Source organism: Chitinophaga ginsengisoli, from assembly GCF_003014595.1.
GTDB classification, from domain to species: Bacteria; Bacteroidota; Bacteroidia; order Chitinophagales; family Chitinophagaceae; genus Chitinophaga; species Chitinophaga ginsengisoli.
In genome coordinates this window covers 586,562-608,787 of sequence record NZ_PYGK01000004.1, presented here as the reverse complement: position 1 = coordinate 608,787, position 22,226 = coordinate 586,562, and the positions used below count along the sequence as shown (strand labels likewise).

The following is a 22,226-nucleotide window of genomic DNA, read 5'->3' as shown; positions in this document are numbered from 1 at the left end:
ATACTTTTAGAAAGTTGCCCTTACGCTAAAGGAATAAGAATTGGAGAAAGGATATTCCGTTCCCCGCTCACTTTTAATCGTAGCCAGCCGGAACACATCGTTGGTATAACCGGAGAAACGTAATACCGACAATCCCGCATGACGCATCCAGGGCTTATTCAGCAGCTCGTAACTGACATTGATCGATTCTCCCGACAGGTAGTTATTCCGCTGTACGTACCTTGAAGTCATTTTAACTGTAGAGAAATTGTTGATTGCCTTGAACTGCGCCACATCACCCGGTTGTTTCCAGCGTTCATATAGCGCGCGTTTGTCAAGATTCTCTTCTGCTACTTTCCTGGTGGAGATATTCTCTATACGATCATAAAGAGCGGAATTAAAGGCATCTCCGCCATAAGTATATCTGATATTAGCGCCAAAAGAAAAGGCACTGACGCGCAGATTAGCACTTAATACACCTTCCATTTTAGGTTGCAGGTTGCCTACTACTACCTCGTCAGATGCGTCATAGTCAAAAGTCTGTGTACCATTCTTTTTGATGAATACTTCTGCTCCCGTACCAGGATCTATACCTGCAGAGCGTACCGCCCATATGGCATCCGGACTGTTTCCATCACGGAAGCGCTGCAGTGAATTACTAGTCCTTGCCAGCTCGTTCTGTTTCTCAAGCATGTTGTTAAACCCACCATATATACTTTCCTGGTAGCGGCCTGTAAAGCCGAGTACGAGATAGATATTTTTCTTTGCGTTGAATATAGGCGTCACTTTGAAATTCCAGTCTACGCCCTTTGTATGCTGGTATCCGATATTGAAAGGATAGGCTGAAATACCGGTGGAAGACGGTGTTGTTATCATCGCGATCAATGGATCTGTATTCTTCTTGTAATAATCAACCGTCAGGGAAATGCGGTTCTGCAGAAAAGCCATATCAGCGCCAATATCTACCGCGAGGGAATTCTGCCATTTCAGATTGGGATTACCAAGGCTGCTCACGTTGTATCCCTGTCCGAACTGGTTATTGGCAGCATTGATGGCGTAAATGGTTTCGGAAGACAGGTTCTGAAAATTCTGATTTCCTGTCAAACCGATGTTGGCACGTATCTTCAGCAGGTTGATCCACCTGTATTGTTTGAACATTATGTCATTGTGCAGGTTATAACCAATACCTGCCGACCAGAAAGGAGAATATTTATTGTTGGTACCAAATGAAGTGGAGCCATCTATACGCCAGGAAGCGTCGAGCAGCAGGCGGCGGTCAAACATATAACTGGCGGTTGCCAGGGCTGCTACGCTGCGTTTGGTGGTTTTTGAATATCCGGGAATACCATCTTTCTCATAGCCGTAAGCAAAGGCCGGATTACCCACTGCACCTACAGGAAAGCCGGTGGCTTTGAAGGAAGTAAGATTGTAGTCATCCTCCCTGATCTCTCCACGGGCATTCAGGTTCAACTGGTGCATATTGCTGATCAGCTTTCCGTAAGAGAACATCAGGTTACTATTGTAACCAAATGTTCTCTCATTGGTGTAATCATAAGTGCCCCTGCTCTCTGCCGTTTTTCCAATAAAAGCAGTGTTGGAAGGAGACAGAAAAGCAGTGGTGGTAGTATTGCCGCCGGTGATGTTCACCCCTCCTGTTATACGCATATCGGTATTGATATCGTAGATCAGCTGAAGGTTGTTGCTGATAGCCTGTTCCTTTGTATAATTATAACTATTGAGTGTTGCATTATACAGGGGGTTCCCTGCAGTATCCCGCTGGTTTTGGGACGTGATGTAGATATCAAGATATGGACTGATAGTGCCATCATCCTGCGTCTTCTTGAAATAAGGCAATACTTTCACCCAGTCGGAGAAAGAACCATAGGGAGATTCGTCTGCCCGGTAACCGTTGAGATATAATTTATTGCTGATATTGAATTTTCCTTTCCGGTATTGAAGGTCAACGTTCGCGCCCCAGGTATTACGCCCGGAACCTTTCATCACACCATCCAGGTCTTTATAATTGAGCCCTACGCCATAACGCATCTGGTTGTCGCCACCTTCTGCATAAAGTGCATGCCCATTGGTGATCCCTGTGCGAAGCGGTTCACTCAGCCAGTAAGTATTTACACCTCTTCTCACAGCAGCGAGGCGCTTTGCATAGAGTTCGTCCAGTGTATTTTGCGCATCAAACAGGACAACCGAGCTTTTATTGGCGATATATCTGCCTGCCAGTCGCTCATATTCGAGCTTTTCGGCGGCATTCATCATGTTATAACTGGTAAGGTCTGGCGCTTCTACGCGGAAGTCGTAGGTATAACTTACACGCATAGCACCTGGCCTTGGTTTCAGTGTTTCGATCACCACCACGCCATTTGCAGCACGGGCGCCATACAGGGCGGTGGAGGCAGCATCCTTTAAAACAGTGATTGCTGCCACCCGGTTCATGTCCAGGTCATTCACCACCTGCAGGGTTGTTTCAAAACCGTCTAATATAAATAATGGTTGGTTGGCATCAGTACCGGTCTGTGTTTGCACAGATATAAGGCTGCTCTTGCCACGCACTTCTATACTGGGCAGTGCGTTTGGATTGGCGCCTTTCACATTATTCTCCACTATTCTGAAAGAGGGGTCCAGCGTTTTAAGGCTTTGTAATATATTCTGGTTGCCCACGGTCTTCAGCTCGCCACCTGTGAAGCTGGCAGCAGCTCCTGTGAAGCTTTCCCTCTTCCGCGTGAACATCCCGGTCACCACTACTTCTTTTGTGTTGTTCTTTGCCGCCAGCGCTATACGTAGCGCGTTACGACCTTTTACGGGAATGACCTGCGGCTCCATACCGATATAGGATATTTGCAGCGTAGCATCTGCGGAAGTAGCTATCTCGAAATTGCCTTTTTCATCAGTGAATACCCCTATACGGGCTTTCAGGTCCTGAATAGTAACTTTTTCCAATGGCTGTCTATTTTCGTCGGTAACGGTTCCGTGGACGGTGAACTGTTGCTGTGCGGGTTGCTGAGGTGCCTCCGGCGTAAAGACCCGGCGTCTGATCATCAGCACACCGCCTTCCATGCTCCAGGAGAGCGGAGCGTTACCTAATATTTTGTTCAGTACATCATCCAGCGATGCGTTTTTCACACGCATTGATACAGGTGGTAGTTTTTTCAGCTCTTCCAGGTCGTAGATGAAGCGCAGCCCTGCCTGTTTACGGATTTCCTGCAGTACTGCAGGCACACTCATATTCCGCACATCGAGTGTGATACCGGGAGTTGCCGGCGACTGTGCATATACTCCCGAGGGCAACAGGGATAGTGAAGACAAAAACCCAGCGGGAGTGGCGGCGAGTAATATGCATACGGACGCCCGCCACAAATGACTCCCATAACAATACCTTTTTTTCATTACTTTTAAAGCGATTTTAGATAATAGAACCCCATCCCTTGTCTCCAACAAGGAACAGGTTTTATTAAGGCGGGTCTTGTTGCAACCAGGACCCGTCTTTCATTTTAGTTGATAAATGTTTTACTTGTTGACTACATACCCTGCTATTGTTCTCTCTTTTTGGTTGATGTTAAAATGAACATCTGTCATTTTCTCCAGTAATTGTAATATGGTGCTGATATTCTTGTATTGTGGCAAGTTGGCTGCTATTTTACGCTCTCTGACCTTTCCTTCGGGCAGCGTGATCGTATAATTATATATCCGCTCCAGGCGGTGGCAGATGTCTTCCAGTGTGGTGCCGGCAAAAACCAATTCTCCATCTTTCCATGCTGTATATATTTCAGTGTCCACTACCTGCACCTGTACATTATTGTAAGGCGCTCCACTGTTCAACTGCTGGCCGGGTTGCAGATAAGTACTGTCCCCCCCATGCAATACCATTATTTTTCCCTGTACCAGTGTGGCCGCAATATTGTTGTCGTAAGTATTAATATTGAAAGCTGTACCCAATACCTTTACAGATGCGTGCGCATTTTGCACGATGAAGGGCCTGGAGGCATCATGAGCCACCTCAAAATAGGCTTCCCCTTCTATGGTTACCAGACGGTCATCTTCCGAAAACCGGGAAGGATAGCGCAGACGGCTGTCTGCGTTCAGCCACACTTTTGTACCGTCTGACAGTACAAGGTGGTAAGTATAGCCTCTTGGTACGATCAGGGTGTTATAGGATACATGCGACATTGTTCCCTGCCCTTTTTCATATATCAGTTCCTCATTGCTGGCGGTGGTAGTCCCTTGTAAATGCCTGAGCGTGTCGAGTACTACTTCACTGCCTTCTGCAGTCAGCAATGTAATAGCTGAAGGGGCTTTCTTTTGCGTTATATCTGCAGCCATCCGTTCAGGATGCCTGCCCGCATCCCGGAAATAAAACCAGCCGGCTCCGGCCAGCAGTAATACAGCTGCAGCAGCCGCATAGCGCCAGATATGCAGTACCCGGGGTTTCCGGATCATTGCCCAGTCGGAATCCTGCCCTTCCAGTCGCTGAGAAAGCGTCTGCCAGCCTTCTTCCACATCAGCCTTCGCCCATTCTTTCAGATCCAATCCCTCTTTTATTGCCTGGTATTCACGCAACAACTCCTGCTCAGATTCATTCAGAGCGGCATAATCCGGTATCTGACCATTTTCCAGATAGCGGAGCAGTTTATCGTTGTCGATATGTTTTTTAGTGTTTCCCATGGGCTGCTACTATAATGACAGGTAAGGTTCAAAAAAGGGTGACTGGCTTGCGCTATTTTTTTTAAAAAAATAGTGATGTATAAAAGATCCGGAATATCAGCAGTGAGATGAGGAGCTTTTCCAGGCGTTCACGTTCCAATCTCAGCGTCTCGTAGGCTTTACGCAGCTGTGTTTTCACGGTATTGACGGAAATATTCAGCTTATCTGCTACTTCACTGTATTTATAGCCTTCACCATTACTGAGCAGGAATATTTTACGGCGTTGGTCGGGCAGACTTTGTATAGCGAGCAGGAGGCCCGCCTTCAGCTGGTCTTCCCGCTGAAGGGTGGATGCATCGCTCTGGGGATCGTACATATCGGCAGCGGTGGCTTGTACATTATGCCGGTTACGGGTGGCTGCGCTTTGCTGGTAATTAATAACACTGTTACGGATGGCGCGGAAAGCATATCTCTCAAAACTATCAGGCGTACGAAGAGCATCGCGCTTTCCCCAGTAACGGAAAAAGAAATCCTGCACTACATCTTTCGCAGCATCCATATCTTTCAGATAGCTGTAAGCAAAAAGGCATAATGGTTGATAATGGTCCCTGAACAATTGTTCATACCGTTGCTTGTCTGTCCACGACTCATGCATCAATATCGAATGTTGTAATCCTGACTTAGCGGAGGCACAAAATAAAAACAAAATCGGAATTTATTCCAGGAGAAAAAAATGTTCCTTTATCACCCGCCCTGGTGAAAATTATAGTTAAACACCCTCCATTCATCGATATTTATTGTCAATCTGACGAATGTTTATCATGATCACATCATATAACCGTGTATATCCCCTTTTTCAGTAGCTCTCCTTAAAAACATACATCGAATTATTAAATCATACTTAAAATTTCGCCCTTTTATTATTTAAGATAAACTTTCTGCTAATTTTGTTCCCCGATGACGAGGTTGTTAATAAATTTTTTCCTTTCACTCTGCTTTTTCCTGTTTAAAGGACATAGCCATCTATACGCGAGTGTAGATCAGAACTATGTATACAGGTCTATGCTGCAGCACTCGGAAAATACTGTACATATACGCATTGCAGATGTACGGAGCGACCAGGCTATGATCAATAACAAACCTGCCTCCGGCGCCAAAAAAGAAAAGATCAAGGCCACGGAAGTTGAAGACGAAGAAGAAAGTCTTTCAGGCAGAAAGCACTTAGAGATCAGCCACTACTACCATTTTGACCCGCTTGAACCCGCAGTTTATTATAACTATCTCAAGAACCCATTACCTTTCTGCAACCATTTTTCCTATCTGTTTTCTGACAAGTTCATTGTACACCGTGTAATCAGGGTGTGATCTTCCACTGTAGCTACGCAGGCAAATCATGATTGCCTGACCATTTGAAACATATTTCTGTCGCTTGCCGTCGTAGCACCTGCTATTGAGGTTACAGCGCTATACACTTTATAAACCACCATTACCCGGCAAACCAGCATCTTATTTAAAACATATAAACTACTATGAAGAGAATTGTCATGCTCATGGGCTTATGTGCCTTGTTGTGCCATATAGGCTGTAAATCAGCAAAAGAAGAAAAGGAAGGAGATACCAAACTGCTCGTTACCAGTCCTCTGAAAATGGACACGACAATCACCAGTGAATACGTGTGTCAGATTCGTTCCATGCGTAATATCGAACTGAGAGCCCAGGAGAAGGGCTATCTGCAAGGCATCTTTGTAGATGAAGGCCAGTTCGTAAAAAAAGGGCAGCTCCTGTTCAAGATCATGCCTACACTCTACGAAGCTGAGCAACAACGGGCAGAGGCGGAAGTGAATATCGCAGAGATCGAGGTACAGAATACAAAACCGCTTGCCGATAAAAACGTCGTATCAAAAAATGAACTGGCGATGGCGCAGGCCAAGCTGGTGAAAGCAAAGGCTGAATTAGCACTCGCTAAGGCACACCTCGCCTTCACAGATATCAAAGCGCCATTTGATGGCCTGGTGGATCTCCTGCACCTGAAACTGGGAAGTCTTGTAGAAGAAGGAGAACTGCTTACTACTTTAAGTGATAATAACAAAATGTGGGTTTACTTCAACGTATCTGAACCTGAATACCTCGCTTATAAAGCACAGGCCAATACCGGCAAGAAACTGGAAGTGAACCTCATCACAGCCGATAAACAACAGTTCAAATACCCTGGTGTTGTGGAAACCATCGAAAGTGAGTTCAACAATGAAACAGGAAACATCGCATTCAGGGCTACATTCCCTAATACAGAAGGCCTGCTCAGACATGGTGAAACAGGCACTATCCTGATCAAAAGACCGATCAAGGATGCACTGATCATTCCGCAGAAAGCCACCCTCGAGATCATGGATAAAAAATATGTCTATGTAGTAGGTAAGGATAATGTGGTGAAATTAAGACCCATCTCCATCGCTGCTGAAATACCAGACCTGTATGTAATAAAAGACGGAATAGCCGACGGTGACAAGATACTGCTTGAAGGATTGAGAAAGGTGAAGAACGACGATAAGATCGCATACGAATATGAGGAGCCAAAGACTGTACTCTCTCATTTAATCCTGGCATCCGAATAAAGTATCTAAAAAAAGAAAGAGAATGTTTAACATATTCATGAAAAGGCCTGTCTTTGCGATAGTGATATCCCTGATCATTGTCTTCATGGGCGTACTGGCCATTAATACTTTACCTACCTCACAGTTCCCGTCGATCGCACCTCCGAGGGTTATTGTGAGCGTAGCCTATCCCGGCGCCAGTGCGGATGTACTGGTCCAGTCCGTTCTCATTCCGATGGAAAAGGCTGTAAACGGTGTGCCGGGTATGAAATACATGACCTCCGATGCTACCAGTGCCGGTGAAGCCAATATACAGGTAGTATTCGATCTCGGTACAGATCCGAATCAGGCCGTAGTAAACGTAAAGAACAGGATCGAACAGGTAACGAGCAGGCTCCCGCCACTCGTACAACGTGAAGGTATCACGGTGAACATCCTGCAGCCAAACATGCTGATGTATGTGAACGTATACAGTACAGATAAAAATGCGGATGAGAACTTCCTGTATAACTACGCCAACATCAATATCTTAAATGAGCTCAAAAGGGTAAAAGGTATCGGTAACGCACAGATCCTCGGTAGCCGCCAGTATGCGATGCGTATCTGGCTGAAACCTGACCGTATGCGCGCTTACAATGTGTCTACAGATGAAGTGATGGAAGCATTGAGCAATCAGAGTATCATCGGCTCTCCCGGTCGTCTGGGAAGAAGTGATGGTAAACGTTCTGAGTCACTCGAATACGTGTTGACATACCAGGGCCGTTACAATAAACCGGAACAATACCAGGAGGTGATTATCCGCGCTAATCCGAATGGTGAGCTTCTTTATCTGAAAGACATTGCAGATGTTGAATTCGGAAGTGAGTTCTACGACATCTACTCCAACCTGAACGGTCACCCTTCAGCGGCGATCGTATTGAAACAGACTTACGGTAGTAATGCGAGTGATGTAATTAAAGCCATCAAGGCCAAACTGGAAGAAATTAAAAAGAGCTCTTTCCCTCCGGGAATGAATTATGAGATCGACTATGACGTATCCAGCTTCCTGAATGCCTCTATTGAAAAAGTAGTGCATACATTGGGAGAAGCCTTCATACTGGTGGCGATCGTGGTGTTCATCTTCCTTGGCGACTGGCGTTCTACCCTCATCCCGACACTGGCGGTGCCTGTGTCACTCGTGGGTGCGTTCTTCTTCATGCAGCTGTTCGGACTGACCATCAACCTCATTACACTGTTTGCACTCGTACTGGCTATCGGTATCGTGGTGGACAACGCCATTGTGGTGATAGAGGCCGTCCATGCGAAGATGGAGGAAGAACATCTGTCGCCTTATCAGGCAACGATAAAGGTGATACACGAGATCAGCGGGGCGATTGTCGCTATTACCTTCGTAATGACGGCAGTGTTCATTCCGGTGGCATTCATGTCGGGACCTGTAGGTATCTTCTACCGGCAGTTCGCGATTACCATGGCTACGTCCATCGTACTCTCCGGTGTGGTAGCACTCACACTGACGCCTGTACTTTGTGCAATCATCCTGAAGAATAACCACGGACAGCCAAGGAAGAAAACGCTGATGAACAGGTTCCTCGATGGTTTCAACTACCAGTTCGAGAAACTGACCGGCAAATATGCCAGCTTGCTGAAACTGATCGTGAACCGCAGAGTGATCACCTTTGGTATCCTGCTGGCTTTCGGCGCCGGTATAGTAGGCATCAACGGTAATCTTGCCTCAGGCTTCATTCCCAACGAAGACCAGGGTATGATCTATGCGATCATCCAGACGCCTCCGGGTGCCACACTGGAAAGGACCAATGATCTGGCCAAAAGAGTACAGGAAATTGCTGAACATATAGAAGGTATCCAGTCCGTATCAGCACTGGCAGGTTATGAGGTGTTGACAGAAGGTAGGGGTTCCAATGCAGGTACCTGTCTGATCAGTCTGAAAGACTGGTCTGAGCGTAAGCATAATGTAACACAGATCATCGAAGAACTGGAGGAAAAATCAAAAGATATTCCGGGAGCAACGATAGAGTTCTTCGGTCCTCCGGCTGTACCAGGTTATGGTGCTGCGGGTGGTTTCGCATTACGTCTGCTCGATAAAACAAACAGTGATGATTATAAGGAGCTGGAAAAAGTGAATGATCAGTTTATGGCTGCCCTGGGCAAACGCAAGGAGCTGACAGGTCTCTTCACCTTCTTCAGTGCCAACTATCCTCAGTATGAGCTGGTGATCGACAACAAGGCTGCCATGCAGAAGGGGGTATCTATCGGTAAAGCGATGGACAACCTCTCCATCCTGATCGGTAGTACCTATGAACTTGGTTTCATCAGGTTCGGTACTTCTCTCAAAGTGTATGTACAGTCATCTCCTGAATACAGACGACTGCCAGACGATCTGATGAAGCTGTACGTAAAGAACAACAGAGATGAGATGGTGCCTTATTCAGCGTTCATGTCTATCAGAAAAACACATGGATTGAATGAGATCACCAGGTACAACATGTACACTTCTTCAGCTATCAGGGGTGAGCCGGCAGCCGGTTACAGCAGTGGTGAAGCGACCAAAGCGATCCAGGAAGTAGCCAAACAGACACTGCCACGCGGATATGATATTGACTGGGAAGGTTTGTCGAAAGATGAGGTAGAACGTGGAAATGAAGCGCTTTACATCTTCCTGGTGGTACTGGCCTTCGTATACCTGATCCTCGCAGCCCAATATGAAAGCTTCCTGCTACCACTGGCGGTGATCCTCTCCCTCCCTGCGGGTATTTTCGGGGCATTCCTGCTCGTGAAGATAATGGGACTGGCAAACGATATCTATGCACAGGTGGGTCTGGTAATGCTTGTTGGTTTGCTGGGTAAGAACGCCGTATTGATCGTGGAATTTGCCGTGCAGAAACATCGTGCAGGTGCAACAGTAATTGATGCTGCGATAGAAGGTGCGAGAACACGTTTCCGTCCGATCCTGATGACATCACTCGCGTTTATTGCCGGTCTGATCCCACTGTTATTTGCAACGGGCCCGGGTGCTATCGGTAACCATACCATTGGTGCTGCATCAGCCGGCGGTATGCTGTTGGGAACAGTTTTCGGTGTGATCGTCATCCCGGGACTGTACTACATATTCGGCGGTCTTGCGGCAAAACGCAAGCTCATTAAAGACGAAGACGGAAACCCCTTAACAGAAGAAATCGATCACAATGTTTAGAAAAAAAGTATATAAGTATATAGGAATAACCTGTGTTTCCTTAGCTGCTGCGGCTTGTGGCGTACCGGCTTTAACGGAAAAGACAGAGAACAGAACAGTACCTGCGAGTTATAATAACTCGCAGGACACTGTCAATATAGCGAAGCTGAAGTGGAAGGAATACTTCACAGATCCTTACCTCGCTACGCTGATAGATACTGCTTTAAAGAACAACCAGGAACTGAATATCACCTTAGAGGAGATAGAGATCGCCAGGAATGAGATCAGGGCCAGAAAGGGTGAGTATCTGCCATTTGTAGGTGTCAGAGGCGCCGCCGGAGTAGAGAAGGTAGGTCGCTATACCAGCCAGGGTGCCGGTGATGCTACTACCGAGATCGAGCCTGGAAAGGAAATGCCAGACCCATTGCCAGATTTCCTCTTGGGCGTATATGCAAACTGGGAAGTGGATATCTGGCACAAACTGCACAACGCTAAAAAAGCAGCAGTGACCAGGTACCTCTCAACGGTGGAAGGAAGGAACTTCATCGTGACTACCCTGATAGCAGAAATAGCGAACTCCTACTATGAGTTATTGGCGCTGGATAATCAGCTGGGCATTGTAAAACAGAATATCGACATCCTGAACAATGCGCTGGAAGTAGTAAAACTGCAGAAGGAAGCTACCCGGGTCACCGAACTGGCTGTACGTAAATTTGAGGCCGAGGTGCTGAACACCAAAAGCCTGCAGTACGATATTCAGCAGAAGATCACCGAAACAGAGAACAGGATCAACTTCCTGCTGGGTAGATATCCGCAGCCGATCCAAAGAAATCTCCAGACTTTCGACAGTCCGATGCCGGAGATCATTCATTCCGGTATCCCCTCTCAGTTGCTGGCGAACCGTCCTGATATCAAACAGGCTGAACTCGACCTGGTGGCGTCCAAACTGGATATAAAGGTCGCTAAAGCCCAGTTCTACCCTTCCCTGGGTATTTCTGCCGGTTTTGGTTATAACGCCTTCAATCCGACATACCTGTTCAGGACGCCTAAATCGCTGATGTATTCCCTGGCAGGTGACCTGATCGCGCCGTTGGTCAACAAAAATGCGATCAAGGCCAACTATGCTACTGCCAATGCGAAACAGGTACAGGCGGCTTACAACTACGAGCGGACCATCTTAAACGCCTATGTTGAAGTGGCCAACCAGATGATCAAGATCGGTAACCTGGCTAAAAGCTATGAGCTGAAATCACAGCAGGTACAGACCCTCTCCGAGTCAATCGCGATTTCCAATAGTCTCTTCCAGTCAGCAAGGGCTGATTACATGGAGGTGCTGCTTACCCAAAGGGATGCGCTGGAATCGAAATTTGAGCTGATTGAGACCAAAAAGCAACAGCTGAACGCCATGGTCAATATTTACCAGGCCCTGGGCGGCGGATGGAATTAAGATACCCAATAAACCGAAGAAACGGGGAAAGATCGTCCTGATATTGGTCAGTGTTCGATCTTTTCCCGTTTCTTCCATATCACTATACCGTCATTTCCATATCACTTTACCGTCATCTCTATATCGAATCGATATAGAGATGACGGTAAAGTGATATGGAAATGACGTTGTAGCGATATGGAGATATAGGAATCAGACCGAAACCAGATCCTTATCAAGACCTGGTAAGTACTGACTGGCAAGGCCTTAGCCAGGTAATCCCATAAATACAAAAGGAATTCGACTGCAGCTGTGAAGTATCACCTTCATTTATTATTTTAGCGACAACCCGTTCATTATCATATGAGAAATCCACGTTTATTGCTTCTGTTCCTGTTATCCATTCATTCTCAGCTATTTGCGCAGCAACCCATCCACCGGCTTCCCGACTGGGCGCTGGGACCATTCGTGAGACCTCCAGGCGCCAATCCTATCATTTCGCCGGACTCAGGCAGTCGTTTTTATGATCCCATGCGGCAGCAACAGCTGGACTGGGAGAGCAATGATACCTTCAACCCTGCCGCCGCGGTAAAGGACCGGAAGGTATATGTGCTTTACCGTGCCGAGGACAAATCCGGCATAGGTATAGGCCACCGTACCTCCAGGATCGGGTTGGCAGAAAGCACAGATGGCATTGCCATGAAGCGTATGGGCAAGCCGGTACTCTTCCCCGGGAAAGACGACCAGCAGGAGTTCGAATGGACAGGCGGCTGCGAGGATCCCAGGGTGGCTGTAACGGAAGATGGCACTTATCTGATGTTATATACCCAATGGAACAAAAAAGTGCCCCGTTTGGGCGCCGCAACGTCAAAAGACCTGGTACACTGGAAGAAGCATGGTCCCATTTTCCAGGATGCTTATAATGGCAGGTTCCATAATATCCCTTCTAAATCAGCCTCCGTGTTAACGAAGCTGAAGGACGGACAGCTCCGGATCACGAAATATAAGGGGAAGTACTGGATGTACTGGGGAGAATACCACGTTTATGCAGCCACTTCGGATAATCTCGTTGACTGGGTACCGGTAGTGGATGAAAAAGGTGCCCTTAAACCGCTCATATCTCCCCGTAAAGGCTACTTCGACAGTAACCTGACCGAGTGTGGCCCTCCAGCAATTCTGACCGATAAAGGCATCGTATTGCTATATAACGGGAAAAATTTGGGCGGCAAGGACAGGGATACCAACTATACAGCCAATTCCTACTGTGCCGGGCAAATGCTGTTTAGTGCAGATGACCCGTCAAAGTTCATTACCCGGCTTGACCAGCCATTTATGGTTCCCACCGAACCATTTGAAAAAAGCGGGCAGTATCCTGCGGGAACGGTGTTTATCGAGGGACTGGTCTATTTTAAGGGCAAATACCTGCTTTATTACGGATGTGCCGACTCCAGGGTGGCAGTGGCGGTGTATGACCCTGCAAAGGCTAATTAGATGGATAGATTTCCTGATATTTGTTGCCTGCTACACAAAGGATCAATCAACGGAAACCATGGAAGAAATACTGGAGAAGAAGATACTGATCAATGCCCCTGCAGATAAAGTATGGGCATCACTGACTGACACCGCATCCATGCAGGCATGGATGGGAACCCCTGAAATGGGACTGGAAATTACCACCAGCTGGGAAGTAGGTGCGCCTATACTTGTCAAGGGGTTTCATCATGTTACATTTGAGAACAGGGGGATTGTGCTGGCGTATTTACCTGGTAGTGTAGTGAGTTATAATTTCCTGAGTTCTATCTCCCGGCTACCGGACGATCAGAAGAATTATTCAGTGCTCCGGTTTGAGTTAGGGCCAGCAGAAGGACATACGGCCTTATCTTTGACGATCAGTAATTTTCCTACTGAGACGATCTACCATCATCTGAATTTCTATTGGAATGGCACATTGGCCATGCTGAAACAGTATATAGAGGCTGGTATACCGTCTTAAGCGCCGTCTATTTTCCTACCAAAACATTCAAGCCATCACTATCCGGACTTTGATAAGTTACCTTGTCAACGCGATGATCTTTCATTGTAACAATCATCGGATAGATCTCTTTTTCCTTATCAGGATATTCAATCCTGTCAGCTGTATCCAGTAAGACCTTATTGCTGGCCATTACATCAGTCCCCAGTTTTATCTTCAGTAATTTGGCAGATTGTATCCGGGTGAAGATATACCTGATATTACCCGACTTACTGATATTATTCTTTACAAATGCTTCGGCTGTACTGATACAACCTTCACAACCCTGATTAGGAATAATAACATAACTGCCTGTGCTAAGTTTGTCTTTATCCAATACCCCTATGGTGTTGTTGAGGGTTGCATATTTGTCAGTACAGGATGTTATCAGTAGTGTAATGCATAGAAACAGCAGATTATAATTCAATCTTACATTGTACATATTGCGCGATGTTTTGGTCCTTGTTATTGGCATTCAGAAAATATACCCCTTCGTGTGTAACAAAGAAGTTGTCCAGTGCCAATGCATCAGGCAGGGGGGCTTCTCCCAGGTAAGTAAAGTCTTTATCAAATGCGATAAGGCTGGCTTGTTTTCCTCTTAATTTACCGGTGATCGATACATGATCAGCAGGAGGTAGTTCCAGTAGCCTGTAATACCTGTCATGGTACTGATCATAAATGATATTACGATAGGAAGGCGTACTGCTGTAATAGGCCAGGGCCAGATTCGGATCCAGTATTTGTTTATCATCTTTAGATAATGACATGGATGTGATACAGATGTTATTCCTGCTTCCGGCATACAACTCTTTCGTCTGCCAGCTACTGTCAATGACCTGTATGTTATGATCAGCCGGGAGACTGATGACCAGGTGTTTTGTCCCTTCATTATATGTGGCATATGGCGTGCGCATATGCGATCCTCCCCAGTTATGCTGCCAGTACACTTTTGAATACGATTGATGATGACTGATATTGCCTGCAGGCAGATCGATCGTTGTGCAGATAGTACGGCCCTTAACATGCTCTCCATCCTTCTCCCCCAACAGGAATCCCGTACCGATGATCCTGTTGCCCAGAAAGAAAACAGGTGATGCCGCATTGGCGTAAGGCCAGGCAGCGGCGGTCCCTTTCATACGGGGTGCTTCACGGTTGATGAAATCAATACTCCTGTATACAGTATCATGGATCAGGGAATAATAGGACAGCCTTGCACTACCATAGGTATAAAGAATAAGACTATCCGCAGAGAGATATTTCATATAAGATATCTTCTGCCTGATGTTCACCGGGTAGATACTATCCGGATGTACCGGTCCGGCTTTTCCAAGTGGATATTGCAGCAGGCGTTTGTTGTAGCTGTCAAATGCATACAATATATTTTCCGCTGCATGATAATCTATAGGTGTTGAAATACCCATTACCATGAGACTATCCAGGTAAAGATTCAGCGTATCGTTAGTGGATATGGTCAGTGGGATAATGGTACCGGCAGTATTACAATTAGACCAGGGCTTCTCCGTTTTGCTGTTACAGGCATATAGAGAGATAACGGCGCCCCATAATAATAACAAGGATCTTCCTGACATAGCTCCGTTTAGACTTGACAATAATAAAAATAAACAGGGCGGGTTACGCCCTGTTTATCATTCGCTATTCTACATAATACGTACAATTGGTTTCATCCGGATTAATGGCAGATACGCAGTCGTAGTGGTATACACCACCTACAACAGTGATCCTGCATTTTCCGCGCAGACCATGATGATCGTCCTGGCAGGCGCTTCCGGAAGATGAACCGGATACGAACAAAACAATTGCTGTAACAGCAATACCAAAAAGCATGAGGGATCTTTTCATCTTGTATTGTTTTAAATGAAGGAAAAGCAACGTAGCAGCACTGACGTTAACAAAATCACAACCGGGTATAACACATTACTGATTACAGGATATTGGCATCAGCGGGTATTCATAATTTTCAGTACGTGAATAAATTTAAGTAAAAAAACTTTAATTCATCACAACTGTTCTGAAATAGCTACGGCTTATTCTTCTAAAATTGTCAAGATGACATGTAGACAGTGCTTCGTTCTGCGTCCTTTTTCTTACAATCCCACATGGATGATAACGGATAGCCTTTATAGTACTGCTTTCTGCGCATTATCCAGTGCCGTGTCCCGGACGCCTTTGCTTTGGTGAATAGTAAATTGTTGTACCTGCTTTAAACTGATAAGCGACGCTTCCGGCATTTTTTGTGCGTCAATGTAATACATGGTTACCCCGCTTACATTATCCAATATAAAAGCTGGACGTAACTCATCTTTCATGAAACCGACCTTTACATCATGCATGTTTAGTCCTTTAACATGGCGGACGAAAAAACCATAGGCGGGCATCATTCCAAAGCGGTAAGGTTCAGGATAATCCTTTTCATATTCAGGCACGTCCCTTCCGGCCATTTCCCGGCTACCTCCACCCTTATAACTGATACTGATATTACTTAATTGCAGGTCTTCAATAGCATGTCCCGGAATTCCGCTGATGATAGCCCCATAGCGGGAGTCGGCATTAGACACCACAATATTGCTGAGGATGATCCGCCGGCAGGTTCCCACCGCAAGACTGTCCGGTCCTCTCATTCTTGCACCTAAACGGATAAAAATAGGTGCATTGACAATATCCCGCATGGTGATATTGCTGATGGTCACGTCTTCCAGCGGACCTCCATCCACTGTTTCCAGTGCAAGTCCGCGGGAATAATCAAATACACAATTGGAAATAGTTACATTCTTAAATCCACCGTTTGATTCTGTTCCCATCTTTATACGACCGGTGGTAGTATTATCTGAGTATTTCCTGTACTCTCTTTTGAAAGTACCATCCAGCAAGGTTCCCTCATCATACCCGCTTACCTGGCAATTGGTGATCGTCACGTTCTCGGTAGCCTTCGCATATCCCAGTGCAAAAGAGCTTTTCAGGCAGATACCATCATCGAAGGGAGAGTTCACCGTACAATCTGATATCCTTACATTTTTGCAGCAGTCTATATCAAAGCCATCCCTGTCTGTATCCACTTTCACACCGCGTATATTGAGGTTATCAACACCTGTTGCCAACAACCCGAAATGTCCGCCATGTAATATGGAAATATCACTTATCGTTACATTACGGCACAGTTTCAGCGCAATCGCTTTATTACCACCTCCCGGAGGTTGGTTTGTACTGCGTGTCAATCCTTTGCCCCATATCATCCCTGTACCGATAATAGCAATATCATGCAATCCTTCGCCATAGATCAGGCTATTTTGCCAATGGCTATGACCGAAATCCTGGTAAGCCTCATGGGGATTAGGTTCCGGCTCATCATAACCGATACCATTCACTTCTTTTGCTGCGATAATAGTAGCTCCATGATCAATATACAGGGCGATATTACTTTTTAACCGGATGGTGTAAGAGAGATAATTCCCTGCCGGGAAATAAACCGTTCCTCCGGTAACTGCAGCCGCCGTTATTGCATTGTTAATGGCATCTCCATCCAGCGCGTATCCATCTCCTTTTGCACCGAAATCGCGTACATTATATACACTCTTTTCCGGAGAGGACGCAAGGAACATCGCTACATACCCGCCACCCGGCGTCAGTTGCAGCGAGATCACATCTTTCTGTGTATAGGTTACTTCCTCCACCTTTACAGCACCTGTACTATCAGGAATGTCTTTCACTACAGACACCTTGTAATTCGTTTTCTGCAGGAAAGAGAGCGGGATGTTTATCTGCTGCGGCGTATCTCCATTCATCACTGCCAGGAACCAGGTATCACCTTTACGCCGGGCAAATACGGCCAGTTCACCTATTTCAGATGGCGGCAATACGATGGTTTCATCCCAGGTGGAAGGAATGCGTTTTATCAGGTCGTGGGCAGGGTTCTCAATGATATGTTGTGGTTGAGCAGCATAGGTAAGCAAAGGCGCACTCAGGATAGCGGCGCTGGCTATCTGGTGAGCCCAGGAAGTATTCTTCCTGCGTTCTCCGAAATGCACAACCGTATATTCTGCCGGACCAGCCAGAAAGCGTGTGAATGGCAGCGTAGTTTCATGTACGGCTCTATCAGCCAGCTTACTGGCTTCCATGCCTTTCACGGCTTCCCTTGTCATTTCATTGGGCCAGGTACGGGCCAGACCTGTTGGTTTGTTAGCCCCGTGGAAATCCGTTAACAGGTGATACACGGCCGTTTCCTGCAGAATAGCCGTATAGAGGTCTATCACTTCCTTTGCTTCACTATCAAAGAAGTCGATCTTGACACCTGTTATACCCAGGTCATGACAGCGTTTGAAAAAGGCCTGCCGTACCGTTTTATCACGCAATGCTTTAGAGTGCTTCCAGACCCAGATGCCTACATGATGGCTTTTAGCATCGTTGACCACATCCCTGATCTGATCGTCTGTCCATTTATCCCAGAAGCCTTCCAGGATATTGTGTTCAAATCCCAGCGCACCTGCTTCTGCGGAGAATTGCTTCATGACAACGGGTGTACCTTCTCCGCCACCATCAAGGTATTTCCATACTGCACGCCCGGGTCTGATCCAGTCAGTGTGTATGCCTTGAGGAAAGAGTTTCGGATCGGGCGGCGGACAAAGATTCTGCACCATGTCATTGTTGACCATTGTATTCAGGTCAGCGCCGACCATTACTACCCGCCAGGGAGTAGTAATGGTGCCACTGATCGCCGCAGGTTTGAGAGAACGTTGTACATCCTCTTCGCTGTAGCGTAGTTTATAGGGATAAGAAACCGGTTGATGTTGTGCCAGGCGTACCACCAGTCCCTGCTTGCCATTTGCTTCCAACGCCATGCCACTATAGTTCACGAGATCTGCTTCTGTAATGGACGCGTAAATACCCGTTGGCAATTTAACCGTAGCTGGTGGCGCTACCCACTCTCCTGCCTGTAAAGCGGATATCTCTTTTTTTGCATACACACTTTCATAGTGCATGCTCAGGTCATGATACCATATCTCACTTCCCGCAGGGATATTGAATACCGTTGCCTCATCAGGAACGCGATTAACACCTGCAGCGCCAGGCACTACTGTGCGGAAAGCGATACCGTTGTTAAATACACGTACATCCAGGGTATAAGCGGTGGAGCCTTGCTTCAGGGCTATACTGGCGCCCTGGCAGTTATTGACAGCCACGGCATGTACCCCATTCCAGGGATAACGTTCGTCAATGCTATACCGCTTTACCGTTCCCGTTGTTACGTCGTCAGTCAGCAGATGATCATCCACAGATAATACCATCGGTGATGCAGCAATAACCGGGGTATTCCGGCAGGTAACTGAATAGTATAACTGATGATGATCAGTAAATAACCTGAACCGGATCTGCCCGTCCGGACTGGTCACCAATGTAGTATCGGCAGCAAAAGCTTTTGCCGCCAGCAGCAGCGTGCAAAGAAGGGCCTGTATCTTCATAACATATCTTTATTGATGTAACCTATCTTAATAAGGCGGCAGCACACCATAACAATGGCGCCTGTCCATGCATATCGCCGGTAATACGTTTACGGTCGAGGTAATACTGCCGATCGTTCTTCTTGTTGGTGCCTTCACATACTTCACGGACATCACCATTGCCATCAATGTAAGTGACCAATGCCAGCCACGCCTTACGTGCGGCAGGTCCATACATTTTTGCGTCAAGCCATCCCTGCTTCACCCCTGTGATCATGGCAAAGGTGAACATACCGGTACTGGACGTCTCCGGCCAGGAAGCCGGATCATCTATCAGCTGCCGCCACATACCGTCTTCCGCCTGGTATTTCAGTAATGCCGCCATCATCTTTTTGTATCCTTCCATGATGCGTGGCCTGTCGGGATTATTGGCAGGCAATGAACGTAACAACTCACTCATACCTGCTGCCATCCAGCCATCACCTCTGCCCCAGAAGAAAGGAACATCCGGCGCATGATAAAACAGTCCGTTAGGCTGTTGCAGGGAATCGAGATAGACTACCATTTCCTTCGCAGCGCGATCTATGTATGCTTTGTTTCCTGTAGCCCGATAAGCCTGTGCCTGTACAGCGGTGATCATGAACATGTCATCGATCCACATACGCGTCTGCCAGCTAAGTCCCTGTTTGTAATGAGCAAGGCCTTCAGGTTTCACATGCGGTCCTTCCGGTGTTCCCCACTGTTTATCTGCGATCTTTTTTCCCATCTCCAGGTAACGCGGATCTTTCGTTTGCTGGTATAGCTCTAAGGGCACAGACCCAAACACGGCATGGTCCACGTGGTCTGACTTAGGCACCAGTGCCGTATCTGCCCCGAAAAGCGGTTCAAAGCGCTCAGCAAGTTTTGTCGTCAGTGCCTTGTCCTTACTTTCCTTTGCGAATGCCAATGCACCATACCAGGTACAGACCTCCGGATAGGTGATAACAGAAGGAGGCGTTGGCCTGCCGAAATTAGGATGTGGGGATGCAATGAACCGGTTGGCTACCCGTTTTCCTACCTCCTGCGGAGAGCTGCCGTTCGGAAAATTCTTTAGTGTGCTGGTTTGCGCATAAGCCACACTGCAATGGACTAAGACCGTCATGGACAGGAGCATGCCTGCAGGCTTTCTTTTCATATGTTTGTTTTTACGGTTAATAGCAATCATTTACCACCCCGGGTTCTGTGGGTACTTAGGACCAGTTGTTGTTGCATCTATCTGCGTTTGCGGAATAGGACGGAGTTTATGTTTCTCCTGTATATTCTTTTGTCCGTCTGTATTATGCAATCTTACCCGTGTCAGTAATTGTCCTGTTCTTATCAGGTCCTGCCATCTTGTTAGTTCTCCGCATAATTCACGTGCACGTTCATCCAGGATAAAATCAAGCGACAGATCTGACGCCTGTACTTCCATTGCCTGCGGATTACCTGTAGGATAAGCCGCCCTTCTGCGGATGGCGTTGATGAAGCCCACAGCATCGCCCGGCCTTCCATCCATGAGTGCCGCTTCGGCAGCTATCAGGTAGGTATCTGCCAGCCGGTATACAATGATAGGCCTGATGGATGGAGCATTCATATCAGTACGTTTGGTATCGAAATATTTCGTCAAAGTAGGTGCGAGAGCCGGCACATATTTATTGGGCGTGATGACCTGGTAAGGCTTCGCCTGTATTTGTGCATCAGGCATTTCGTAACCGGGCATAAATATCGCAGTATCTCCTGGTCCGAATTTTGGCTTTCCTGGCTGCGCATTAACCGGTGCTCCCGGTGGTAAAGGGCTAGGCCAGTTAGGGATCAGTTTTCGGGCATTACAGATCCAGGCAATCTGAAAGCTTTTATTATAGCGGGTATCATTGACCTTGTCGGCAAACACCGTATCTGTCAGCCAGCGGGTAGGAATCACCCGTATATAAGGTCGTCCATAGAAAACATCCCGTTGCATACCGGGTTGGTTCTCATACTGAGGTACCCACAGGTGGCATAAGAGGTTATCTGCATCACGGTTATCCTGTTTGGGAGAGCCATTGTAGGCAAGATTGGAAGTATGCTGCACCGTCCACAACACTTCCATATTCGCTTCATTTCCTTCCTGGAATACCTTTGCGAAATCAGATAGCAGCCCTACTCCTGCCGCACTGTTGCTGATCAATCCAGCGGCGGTTGTATATGCATTTTTGTAATCATCTGCTTTCTTAGCAAGGGAACCGGCTCTGGTAAGATAGACCTTTGCCAGGAGATGAGAGGCAGCAGCAGCTGTAGCCCGGCCTGGTTGTACACCGGCAGTAAGAGGACCTGGCGGCAGACTGGCTATAGCGGCAGTCAGATCTTCAATAATGAAATCATATACGTTCGCCAAAGGATCGCGTACCGCCGAGGTAGTGGGCGTGTTCTGGAAATGCTTGTTCAGTGTTACATCTCCCCACAGTTGTACGAGAATAAAATAATAATTGGCCCGCAGGAACCTGGCTTCACCTACCATCCTTTTTTTGATCGTTGAATCCATCCCTGGTATCTGCGAGGCATTATCCACAAGGCCATTGCAGGTATTGATATACGTGTAACAATACTTCCAGACATTGGTCACATTACCATTTGTGGCCGTATAATTACTGGAATAGCTATTGAGATCGCTATTGCCGTCCACTCCTCTTTTAAATTCATCAGTGCCACATACCGTCAGACTATAAAAGTCCTGCGGTCCCCATATCCAGCGGGTACCTGCATAGGCAGCATTCAGACCGGCTTCAAAGCCCTGCGCTGTGGTGAAGAAATCGGGTGTAAGCACAGAATGAGGTTCTTCTTCCAGCTTCTTCTGACAGCCATAAAACAAGCCTGTTATAAACAGGAGATTGATGATATATATACTGACCTTTTTCATAACTGATAG

Annotated in this window: 15 protein-coding genes; 6 read left to right on the top strand and 9 right to left on the bottom strand. The window is 46.8% G+C overall.

The genetic code is table 11. The features are described from left to right. Positions 1-6: 6 nt before the first annotated feature. From CLV42_RS13440 to CLV42_RS13430, 3 genes are all read right to left on the bottom strand, one after another. A complete protein-coding gene (locus CLV42_RS13440) occupies positions 7-3,378 on the bottom strand; it encodes a SusC/RagA family TonB-linked outer membrane protein (RefSeq protein ID WP_106602421.1) in 3,372 nt (1,123 codons plus the stop codon). A gap of 120 nt (positions 3,379-3,498) precedes the next feature. Then, the gene (locus tag CLV42_RS13435; RefSeq protein ID WP_106602420.1) at positions 3,499-4,653 is read right to left on the bottom strand and encodes a FecR family protein; all 1,155 of its coding nucleotides are present in this window, start codon (positions 4,651-4,653) and stop codon (positions 3,499-3,501) included. A gap of 61 nt (positions 4,654-4,714) precedes the next feature. Then, positions 4,715-5,338 (bottom strand): RNA polymerase sigma-70 factor, encoded by a 624-nt coding sequence (locus CLV42_RS13430; RefSeq protein ID WP_146154380.1) that lies wholly within the window; start codon positions 5,336-5,338, stop codon positions 4,715-4,717. A 251-nt stretch (positions 5,339-5,589) separates the two neighbouring features. Between CLV42_RS13430 and CLV42_RS13425 the strand changes: the two genes are divergently transcribed. The 6 genes from CLV42_RS13425 (at position 5,590) to CLV42_RS13400 (ending at position 13,832) form a co-directional block, all read left to right on the top strand. Next, complete coding sequence (locus CLV42_RS13425) at positions 5,590-5,997, top strand: hypothetical protein (RefSeq protein ID WP_146154379.1); 408 nt, start codon at positions 5,590-5,592, stop codon at positions 5,995-5,997. Between the two features lie 164 nt (positions 5,998-6,161). Then, on the top strand, positions 6,162-7,244 hold the full coding sequence (locus CLV42_RS13420; RefSeq protein WP_106602417.1) for an efflux RND transporter periplasmic adaptor subunit: 1,083 nt from the start codon (positions 6,162-6,164) through the stop codon (positions 7,242-7,244). 22 nt (positions 7,245-7,266) lie between these two features. Continuing rightward, positions 7,267-10,434 carry an efflux RND transporter permease subunit gene (locus CLV42_RS13415; RefSeq protein ID WP_106602416.1) on the top strand — a complete coding sequence of 1,056 codons (3,168 nt, stop codon included), beginning with the start codon at positions 7,267-7,269 and terminating at the stop codon, positions 10,432-10,434. Next, a complete protein-coding gene (locus tag CLV42_RS13410; RefSeq protein WP_106602415.1) occupies positions 10,427-11,860 on the top strand; it encodes a TolC family protein in 1,434 nt (477 codons plus the stop codon). The genes CLV42_RS13415 and CLV42_RS13410 overlap by 8 nt, the downstream gene beginning before the upstream one ends. A 342-nt stretch (positions 11,861-12,202) precedes the next feature. After that, complete coding sequence (locus tag CLV42_RS13405; RefSeq protein ID WP_106602414.1) at positions 12,203-13,330, top strand: glycoside hydrolase family 130 protein; 1,128 nt, start codon at positions 12,203-12,205, stop codon at positions 13,328-13,330. Between the two features lie 58 nt (positions 13,331-13,388). Continuing rightward, positions 13,389-13,832 (top strand): SRPBCC family protein, encoded by a 444-nt coding sequence (locus CLV42_RS13400; protein WP_106602413.1) that lies wholly within the window; start codon positions 13,389-13,391, stop codon positions 13,830-13,832. A 7-nt stretch (positions 13,833-13,839) separates the two neighbouring features. Here CLV42_RS13400 and CLV42_RS13395 read toward each other — a convergent pair whose 3' ends face one another. The 6 genes from CLV42_RS13395 to CLV42_RS13370 form a co-directional block, all read right to left on the bottom strand. Beyond that, a complete protein-coding gene (locus CLV42_RS13395) occupies positions 13,840-14,292 on the bottom strand; it encodes a hypothetical protein (RefSeq protein WP_106602412.1) in 453 nt (150 codons plus the stop codon). After that, positions 14,267-15,439, bottom strand: coding sequence for a DUF4221 family protein (locus CLV42_RS13390; RefSeq protein WP_106602411.1), 1,173 nt, complete (start codon positions 15,437-15,439; stop codon positions 14,267-14,269). Before CLV42_RS13390 ends, CLV42_RS13395 begins: the two co-directional genes overlap by 26 nt. Before the next feature lie 64 nt (positions 15,440-15,503). Then, positions 15,504-15,710 carry a hypothetical protein gene (locus CLV42_RS13385; protein ID WP_089836954.1) on the bottom strand — a complete coding sequence of 69 codons (207 nt, stop codon included), beginning with the start codon at positions 15,708-15,710 and terminating at the stop codon, positions 15,504-15,506. A gap of 278 nt (positions 15,711-15,988) precedes the next feature. Then, positions 15,989-19,324: a rhamnogalacturonidase gene (locus CLV42_RS34305; protein ID WP_245901643.1), complete on the bottom strand. Its 3,336-nt coding sequence runs from the start codon at positions 19,322-19,324 to the stop codon at positions 15,989-15,991. 22 nt (positions 19,325-19,346) lie between these two features. Continuing rightward, the gene (locus tag CLV42_RS13375) at positions 19,347-20,477 is read right to left on the bottom strand and encodes a glycoside hydrolase family 88/105 protein (protein ID WP_245901642.1); all 1,131 of its coding nucleotides are present in this window, start codon (positions 20,475-20,477) and stop codon (positions 19,347-19,349) included. Positions 20,478-20,507: 30 nt separating this feature from the next. Further along, positions 20,508-22,217, bottom strand: a complete 1,710-nt coding sequence (locus CLV42_RS13370) for a RagB/SusD family nutrient uptake outer membrane protein (RefSeq protein WP_106602410.1) — start codon at positions 22,215-22,217, stop codon at positions 20,508-20,510. Between the last annotated feature and the right edge of the window lie 9 nt (positions 22,218-22,226).

Excerpts from the sequence above, each read along its gene's own strand:
- CLV42_RS13420 (WP_106602417.1), top strand. The coding sequence starts at position 6,162 with ATGAAGAGAATTGTCATGCTCATGGGCTTATGTGCCTTGTTGTGCCAT.
- CLV42_RS13395 (WP_106602412.1), bottom strand. The coding sequence starts at position 14,292 with ATGTACAATGTAAGATTGAATTATAATCTGCTGTTTCTATGCATTACA.
- CLV42_RS13435 (WP_106602420.1), bottom strand. The coding sequence starts at position 4,653 with ATGGGAAACACTAAAAAACATATCGACAACGATAAACTGCTCCGCTAT.
- CLV42_RS13385 (WP_089836954.1), bottom strand. The coding sequence starts at position 15,710 with ATGAAAAGATCCCTCATGCTTTTTGGTATTGCTGTTACAGCAATTGTT.
- CLV42_RS13370 (WP_106602410.1), bottom strand. The coding sequence starts at position 22,217 with ATGAAAAAGGTCAGTATATATATCATCAATCTCCTGTTTATAACAGGC.
- CLV42_RS13440 (WP_106602421.1), bottom strand. The coding sequence starts at position 3,378 with ATGAAAAAAAGGTATTGTTATGGGAGTCATTTGTGGCGGGCGTCCGTA.
- CLV42_RS13415 (WP_106602416.1), top strand. The coding sequence starts at position 7,267 with ATGTTTAACATATTCATGAAAAGGCCTGTCTTTGCGATAGTGATATCC.
- CLV42_RS13425 (WP_146154379.1), top strand. The coding sequence starts at position 5,590 with ATGACGAGGTTGTTAATAAATTTTTTCCTTTCACTCTGCTTTTTCCTG.
- CLV42_RS13405 (WP_106602414.1), top strand. The coding sequence starts at position 12,203 with ATGAGAAATCCACGTTTATTGCTTCTGTTCCTGTTATCCATTCATTCT.
- CLV42_RS34305 (WP_245901643.1), bottom strand. The coding sequence starts at position 19,324 with ATGAAGATACAGGCCCTTCTTTGCACGCTGCTGCTGGCGGCAAAAGCT.
- CLV42_RS13375 (WP_245901642.1), bottom strand. The coding sequence starts at position 20,477 with ATGAAAAGAAAGCCTGCAGGCATGCTCCTGTCCATGACGGTCTTAGTC.
- CLV42_RS13400 (WP_106602413.1), top strand. The coding sequence starts at position 13,389 with ATGGAAGAAATACTGGAGAAGAAGATACTGATCAATGCCCCTGCAGAT.
- CLV42_RS13390 (WP_106602411.1), bottom strand. The coding sequence starts at position 15,439 with ATGTCAGGAAGATCCTTGTTATTATTATGGGGCGCCGTTATCTCTCTA.
- CLV42_RS13410 (WP_106602415.1), top strand. The coding sequence starts at position 10,427 with ATGTTTAGAAAAAAAGTATATAAGTATATAGGAATAACCTGTGTTTCC.